At 53.1% G+C, this 6,523-nt stretch carries 7 protein-coding genes; 4 read left to right on the forward strand and 3 right to left on the reverse strand.

Annotation, left to right across the window (positions count from 1 at the left end; all coding sequences use genetic code 11):
• The first annotated feature begins 129 nt into the window (after window positions 1–129).
• The 3 genes from aph(3'')-Ib to AC25JC_RS17170 all read left to right on the forward strand — a co-directional run bounded on the left by aph(3'')-Ib (window position 130) and on the right by AC25JC_RS17170 (window position 2,203).
• Window positions 130–933, forward strand: coding sequence for an aminoglycoside O-phosphotransferase APH(3'')-Ib (gene aph(3'')-Ib, locus AC25JC_RS17160; RefSeq protein WP_001082319.1), 804 nt, complete (start codon window positions 130–132; stop codon window positions 931–933).
• A complete protein-coding gene (locus AC25JC_RS17165) occupies window positions 933–1,769 on the forward strand; it encodes an aminoglycoside O-phosphotransferase APH(6)-Id (RefSeq protein ID WP_000480968.1) in 837 nt (278 codons plus the stop codon). Before aph(3'')-Ib ends, AC25JC_RS17165 begins: the two co-directional genes overlap by 1 nt.
• A gap of 167 nt (window positions 1,770–1,936) precedes the next feature.
• Window positions 1,937–2,203 (forward strand): hypothetical protein, encoded by a 267-nt coding sequence (locus AC25JC_RS17170; protein ID WP_052928020.1) that lies wholly within the window; start codon window positions 1,937–1,939, stop codon window positions 2,201–2,203.
• Between the two features lie 15 nt (window positions 2,204–2,218).
• On the opposite strand, the gene tet(Y) is transcribed toward AC25JC_RS17170, so the two are convergent.
• Complete coding sequence (gene tet(Y), locus AC25JC_RS17175; protein WP_281130444.1) at window positions 2,219–3,382, reverse strand: tetracycline efflux MFS transporter Tet(Y); 1,164 nt, start codon at window positions 3,380–3,382, stop codon at window positions 2,219–2,221.
• Between the two features lie 82 nt (window positions 3,383–3,464).
• Here tet(Y) and tetR(Y) point away from each other — a divergent pair, with 82 nt between their 5' ends.
• Window positions 3,465–4,088: a tetracycline resistance transcriptional repressor TetR(Y) gene (tetR(Y), locus tag AC25JC_RS17180; protein ID WP_011931118.1), complete on the forward strand. Its 624-nt coding sequence runs from the start codon at window positions 3,465–3,467 to the stop codon at window positions 4,086–4,088.
• A gap of 63 nt (window positions 4,089–4,151) precedes the next feature.
• Here the strand turns inward: tetR(Y) and AC25JC_RS17185 are convergent, their stop codons facing one another.
• Both AC25JC_RS17185 and AC25JC_RS17190 read right to left on the reverse strand, forming a co-directional pair.
• A complete protein-coding gene (locus AC25JC_RS17185; protein WP_044501921.1) occupies window positions 4,152–4,448 on the reverse strand; it encodes a hypothetical protein in 297 nt (98 codons plus the stop codon).
• A 140-nt stretch (window positions 4,449–4,588) separates the two neighbouring features.
• A partial coding sequence (locus tag AC25JC_RS17190; RefSeq protein ID WP_486924509.1) for a Tn3 family transposase occupies window positions 4,589–6,523 on the reverse strand: 1,935 nt, incomplete at its 5' end.

Here is a 6,523-nt window from a genome sequence, read left to right on the forward strand (position 1 = left end):
TAAGATATAACTCATTGAGATGTGTCATAGTATTCGTCGTTAGAAAACAATTATTGTGACATTATTTCAATGAGTTATCTATTTTTGTCGTGTACAGAGCGCTTCATCAGAAAACTGAAGGAACCTCCATTGAATCGAACTAATATTTTTTTTGGTGAATCGCATTCTGACTGGTTGCCTGTCAGAGGCGGAGAATCTGGTGATTTTGTTTTTCGACGTGGTGACGGGCATGCCTTCGCGAAAATCGCACCTGCTTCCCGCCGCGGTGAGCTCGCTGGAGAGCGTGACCGCCTCATTTGGCTCAAAGGTCGAGGTGTGGCTTGCCCCGAGGTGATCAACTGGCAGGAGGAACAGGAGGGTGCATGCTTGGTGATAACGGCAATTCCGGGAGTACCGGCGGCTGATCTGTCTGGAGCGGATTTGCTCAAAGCGTGGCCGTCAATGGGGCAGCAACTTGGCGCTGTTCACAGCCTATCGGTTGATCAATGTCCGTTTGAGCGCAGGCTGTCGCGAATGTTCGGACGCGCCGTTGATGTGGTGTCCCGCAATGCCGTCAATCCCGACTTCTTACCGGACGAGGACAAGAGTACGCCGCAGCTCGATCTTTTGGCTCGTGTCGAACGAGAGCTACCGGTGCGGCTCGACCAAGAGCGCACCGATATGGTTGTTTGCCATGGTGATCCCTGCATGCCGAACTTCATGGTGGACCCTAAAACTCTTCAATGCACGGGTCTGATCGACCTTGGGCGGCTCGGAACAGCAGATCGCTATGCCGATTTGGCACTCATGATTGCTAACGCCGAAGAGAACTGGGCAGCGCCAGATGAAGCAGAGCGCGCCTTCGCTGTCCTATTCAATGTATTGGGGATCGAAGCCCCCGACCGCGAACGCCTTGCCTTCTATCTGCGATTGGACCCTCTGACTTGGGGTTGATGTTCATGCCGCCTGTTTTTCCTGCTCATTGGCACGTTTCGCAACCTGTTCTCATTGCGGACACCTTTTCCAGCCTCGTTTGGAAAGTTTCATTGCCAGACGGGACTCCTGCAATCGTCAAGGGATTGAAACCTATAGAAGACATTGCTGATGAACTGCGCGGGGCCGACTATCTGGTATGGCGCAATGGGAGGGGAGCAGTCCGGTTGCTCGGTCGTGAGAACAATCTGATGTTGCTCGAATATGCCGGGGAGCGAATGCTCTCTCACATCGTTGCCGAGCACGGCGACTACCAGGCGACCGAAATTGCAGCGGAACTAATGGCGAAGCTGTATGCCGCATCTGAGGAACCCCTGCCTTCTGCCCTTCTCCCGATCCGGGATCGCTTTGCAGCTTTGTTTCAGCGGGCGCGCGATGATCAAAACGCAGGTTGTCAAACTGACTACGTCCACGCGGCGATTATAGCCGATCAAATGATGAGCAATGCCTCGGAACTGCGTGGGCTACATGGCGATCTGCATCATGAAAACATCATGTTCTCCAGTCGCGGCTGGCTGGTGATAGATCCCGTCGGTCTGGTCGGTGAAGTGGGCTTTGGCGCCGCCAATATGTTCTACGATCCGGCTGACAGAGACGACCTTTGTCTCGATCCTAGACGCATTGCACAGATGGCGGACGCATTCTCTCGTGCGCTGGACGTCGATCCGCGTCGCCTGCTCGACCAGGCGTACGCTTATGGGTGCCTTTCCGCAGCTTGGAACGCGGATGGAGAAGAGGAGCAACGCGATCTAGCTATCGCGGCCGCGATCAAGCAGGTGCGACAGACGTCATACTAGATATCAAGCGACTTCTCCTATCCCCTGGGAACACATCAATCTTACCGGAGAATATCGTTGGCCAAAGCCTTAGCGTAGGATTTCGCCCTCTCCCGCAAACGACCCCATGTGGGCGGTAAAATCAGCTATGTCCGTATTCCCTCACCTGAAGACTTCTGGTGATGAAAATGGCATCCCCACCCGGAAACTGGAAAACCCGCTATAAAGCCAGTGATCTTGCAGACCATCAAAGATTAGAAATGACCTGCAAGAAATGTAACCGCCTTGTTTATATCAATAAGGCAATGATCAGCTCAATTCGAGGACACGAGCAATTATATTTGGACGAAGTTGAACGACGCGCACGCTGCAAAGCTCAAAATTGCCGTGGCACCATGCGCATGGCAATGGTGCGTCTTGATGAACTCAGCGGTTTTATTGGCGGGATTGCTTGATCTCCCGCCAAGATTTTAACTGGCTGACTGGCGCAATAATGGTATAGCAATAAGATAAAGGCTTGCTGCGACGAGCCAAACCCAACCATCCCACTGCCCCGCGGTTAAGCCATAAAGCGTCGTAAATCCGACCGGCCCGATAATCGAGGTTATATTCGTCAACCCCGTTAAAGTTCCCTGTAAAGCACCTTGTTTTTCATCGCAAACAAGACCTGAAATAATGGCCTGCAAAGCAGGCATACCAATGCCGCCTGTGGCCAGCATAAAAATTGCCGGCAGAACCATCCAGCTTTGCGTGATAAAAGCCAGCAATAAAAACCCGCACATATCAGCGCCCATTCCAAGCAGCAACACACCGCGGTCACCCAGTCGCTTTGAAAGAGTGCCGGTTAAAACAGCTTGTACGAATGTATGTGCTGCACCAAAAACGGCCAGCGACACACCTGCTGTGCCAATATCCCAATTCAAGCGCTGTTCGCCATAAATCACCCACAAAGCGGCGGGCGCCTGCCCAATCAGCTGCATAAGAAAAAACAACGCAAAAAAGCTGGCAAGTCCCTGAACTGCAAAATTGAAGCGAAAGCCTTCAAACAAATTGATTTTGGCTGGCTGTCCTTCAGGCGGTTGTGACGGCGTTTTGGGCAACAAGAAAGCCACCAAACAAAAGGCAATTGCATTGAGAAGAGCCCCTGCCACAAAGGGCGCATGCACAGATATATCACCAAGAACACCGCCAATAGCAGGCCCTGCAATCATACCTGCACCAAAACACGCCCCCATAAAACCAAACCAACGCGCACGTTCTTCCTGTTTAGTTGTATCAGCGATAATTGATGCCGCGATTGCACCAGTTGCTCCGGTAACACCTGAGATAATCCGGCCGATATAAAGCACCCATAAAACAGGCGCTGCCGCCATTATGCTATAATCAATCGTGGCACCTAAAAATGAAACCAGCAAAATAATCCGCCGTCCATAGCGGTCAGATAACCGCCCTAAAACGGGCGCGCAAAAGACCTGCATAAACGCATAAAGCGATAAAAAAACACCATAGTGAAATGCTGTTTGCTCTGCCGGTACAAATTCATTTAATAAAGCCGGAACCACCGGCATGATTAATCCCAAACCAATCGCATCAAGCGCGACAACAATGAGTGCGGTTATAAGTGATTTTGACATAGATGTGACTTTTATTTATCATTGATAAGTTGGCGATAATAAACTTTATCAACGATAAATTGTCAAGAGGTAATGCAATAAAATGACCAAATTGGATCGTGAGACCGTTATTCAGGCTGCACTTGAACTTCTCAACGAAGTCGGTGTTGACAATTTAACAACGCGAAAATTGGCCGAGCGCCTGAAGGTGCAGCAACCTGCTCTTTATTGGCATTTTCGCAATAAGCGCGCCCTGCTTGATGCCTTATCTGAAGCCATGTTAGAAAAAAATCACACCCGCACCGTGCCTCAGACAGGAGAAGACTGGCGTGTCTTTTTAAAAGAAAATGCACTCAGCTTTCGTAGCGCACTGCTTTCTTATCGTGATGGCGCACGCATTCATGCGGGCACACGCCCAACCAGTGCGCAATATGAGCGCGTGGAAAAACAGATCAGATTTTTATGTGAGAGCGGATTTGAACAGCCCGATGCCGTACGGGCATTAGTGATTGTCAGTCATTATACGACGGGCTCTGTCAGTGAGCAGCAAGCAGCCCTCGAAGATAGTTCTGAACGCAAACAAGCCTCAAAAGAAGCCCCTGCACAGCCATCACAGTTTCTATCTCATGCCTTTGATACATTCGATGCGGAAGGTGCCGATTTTGCCTTTGAATATGGATTGGATGCTTTAATTTCCGGTCTGGAAATGAAGAAAGCCACAAAATAACTTAGCAGATGCAACATAAAAAAGCCCCGCAAAGCGAGGCTTTTAAAATGATTAACTTAAAGATTATGCTTTTGGTGCAGCTTTTGGTTTGCGTGTTGAATAGACGACAAAGAACCCTGCAACCAAACCATAACCAAGCCATTTAAATGGCAGTATATCCGCATCTTCGCTGCGGATTGCACGTACCGCAACCGTGCCCGGACGTGTTTCCACACCCGCTTTACCACTGCTTTGAGCCGCTTCAATCTGATCAGGTGAGACGACCCATTCACGGCCTGTATATTTATCATAGGCCATAAAACCAAAGCCCACGATGAGTGCGGTGATTGCGCCTGCAATCAAACGAATGCGCATATTCATATCAAATTTCCATTATTTAATCTTGTTCAGCTTTTAAGCTGACAACAGCAAAAACATCAATTAGCAAAGCCGATCACTTATTATTATCTAATTCAAAATCACAAAATGGGGTCGTTTGCGGGAGGGGGCGGAATCCTACGCTAAGGCTTTGGCCAGCGATATTCTCCGGTGAGATTGATGTGTTCCCATCCGAGCGGCGAAACATGGGCCAAGAGATCGGGCGATAGCAGCTTTCCATCGCGTTTCTGGTTTGCAACGACCTCGCCGAGCTTCATGGTGTTCCAGAAGATGATGATGGCGGCGAGCAGATTCATGCCGGCGATGCGGTAATGCTGGCCTTCGGCGGAACGGTCGCGGATTTCACCGCGGCGGTGGAAGCTGATTGCCCGCTTCAGCGCATGATGAGCTTCGCCTTTGTTGAGCCCGATCTGGGCACGCCGTTGGAGTTCGGCATCCAGAATCCAGTCGATCATGAACAGGGTGCGCTCGACGCGACCGACTTCCCGCAGGGCTGTCGCGAGCTCGTTCTGCCGCGGATAGGAGGCGAGTTTCCGCAGAATCTGGCTTGGCGCGACGGTCCCGGCAGCAATGGTGGCGGCGATGCGCAGGATGTCGGGCCAATTGCGCTCGATCATGGCTTGGTTGACCTTTCCGCCGATCAACGCTCGCAGGTGCGCCGGGGCGGCCGACGGATTGAACGCGTAGAGCCGTTTGGATGGCAGGTCGCGGATGCGCGGAGCGAACCGGTAGCCGAGAATGGCACATGCGGCAAAGACGTGATCGGTGAAGCCGCCCGTGTCGGTGAACTGCTCGCGGATATGGCGTCCAGCATCGTTCATCAGCAGGCCATCGAGGATGTAAGGCGCTTCGCTTGCCGTTGCAGGAATCACCTGGGTTGCGAACGGCGCATATTGGTCGGAGACGTGGCTATAGGCTTTCAGGCCCGGGGTATTGCCATATTTCGCGTTGACCAGGTTCATGGCCTCACCTTGCTCTGTAGCGACGAAGAACTGTCCGTCGCTCGAAGCCGACGTGCCCATGCCCCAGAACCGGGCCATGGGTAACGCTGCCTGTGCCTCGACCACCATGGCCAGCGCCCGGTCATAGGCTTCGCCCTCGACATGCCACCGTCCAATGCGGATCAATTCCCAGAAGGTGTGGGTGTTTGTCGCATCCGCCATTTTGCGCAAGCCGAGGTTGATCCCTTCCGCCAAGATAACGTTCATTAGCCCGATCCGGTCAGCGCAGGGTGCTCCTGTGCGCAGATGGGTGAACGCTTCGGTGAAGCCGGTCGCCGCATCCACCTCCAGCAGGAGATCGGTGATGCGCGTGGGCGGGATCTGCTTGTAGAGATCGAGCACCAGATCTTCGGCGCCTGTCGGCGCGGCGGCTTCGAGTTTCTCGATATGCAGAACGCCGTTTTCAATCGACCCGCCCGGGATCGTGCCTGCGCGAGCGGCACGGCCAAGCTCGCGCAACCGCATGTCGAGGCGAGCTTGCCGGTCTGCCAGCCATTCCTCCGGCCGCAATGGCACAGCGAGACGACCGCCTTCCGCGATGGATTGTGCCGGAACGAGTGCGTGTTTCAGATCGCCATAGCGCCGGGACCTAGTAAGCCAGACATCTCCGGAGCGGAACGCATCGCGCAGATGGAACAGCACCGCGATCTCCCATAGGCGAGCGTCGCCAGCCCTCTGGGCCCGAAGGTGGCGATGCCATTTCGAGCTGGGCCGCAAGAAGCTGGTCATCGCGGCATCGTTCAAACCGGTACGAAGGGCCGTCACCGCTTCCAGAAGCGGCAGTGCAACGGGCGCAGCTCGCAGATCGAGCAGGCGCAACATGCGTGGAGCGTATCGGCGGAAGCGGTGATAACCGTCGAGCACATGATTGAGCGGATCGTCGGCCATGGTGGCGGTCAGCCTGGTTGCCATTGCAACAAGGGTTTTTAAGCCGTCCCACCCTGACCCACTCGCGATGGCACTGTTGCAAATAGTCGGTGGTGATAAACTTATCATCCCCTTTTGCTGATGGAGCTGCACATGAACCCATTCAAAGGCCGGCATTTTCAGCGTGAC

The sequence above is a fragment of the Acinetobacter sp. P37 genome (assembly GCF_057480965.1).

Coding starts and splice junctions, on each gene's coding strand:
- AC25JC_RS17165 (WP_000480968.1), top strand. CDS start 933: ATGTTCATGCCGCCTGTTTTTCCTGCTCATTGGCACGTTTCGCAACCT.
- AC25JC_RS17170 (WP_052928020.1), top strand. CDS start 1,937: ATGGCATCCCCACCCGGAAACTGGAAAACCCGCTATAAAGCCAGTGAT.
- AC25JC_RS17185 (WP_044501921.1), bottom strand. CDS start 4,448: ATGAATATGCGCATTCGTTTGATTGCAGGCGCAATCACCGCACTCATC.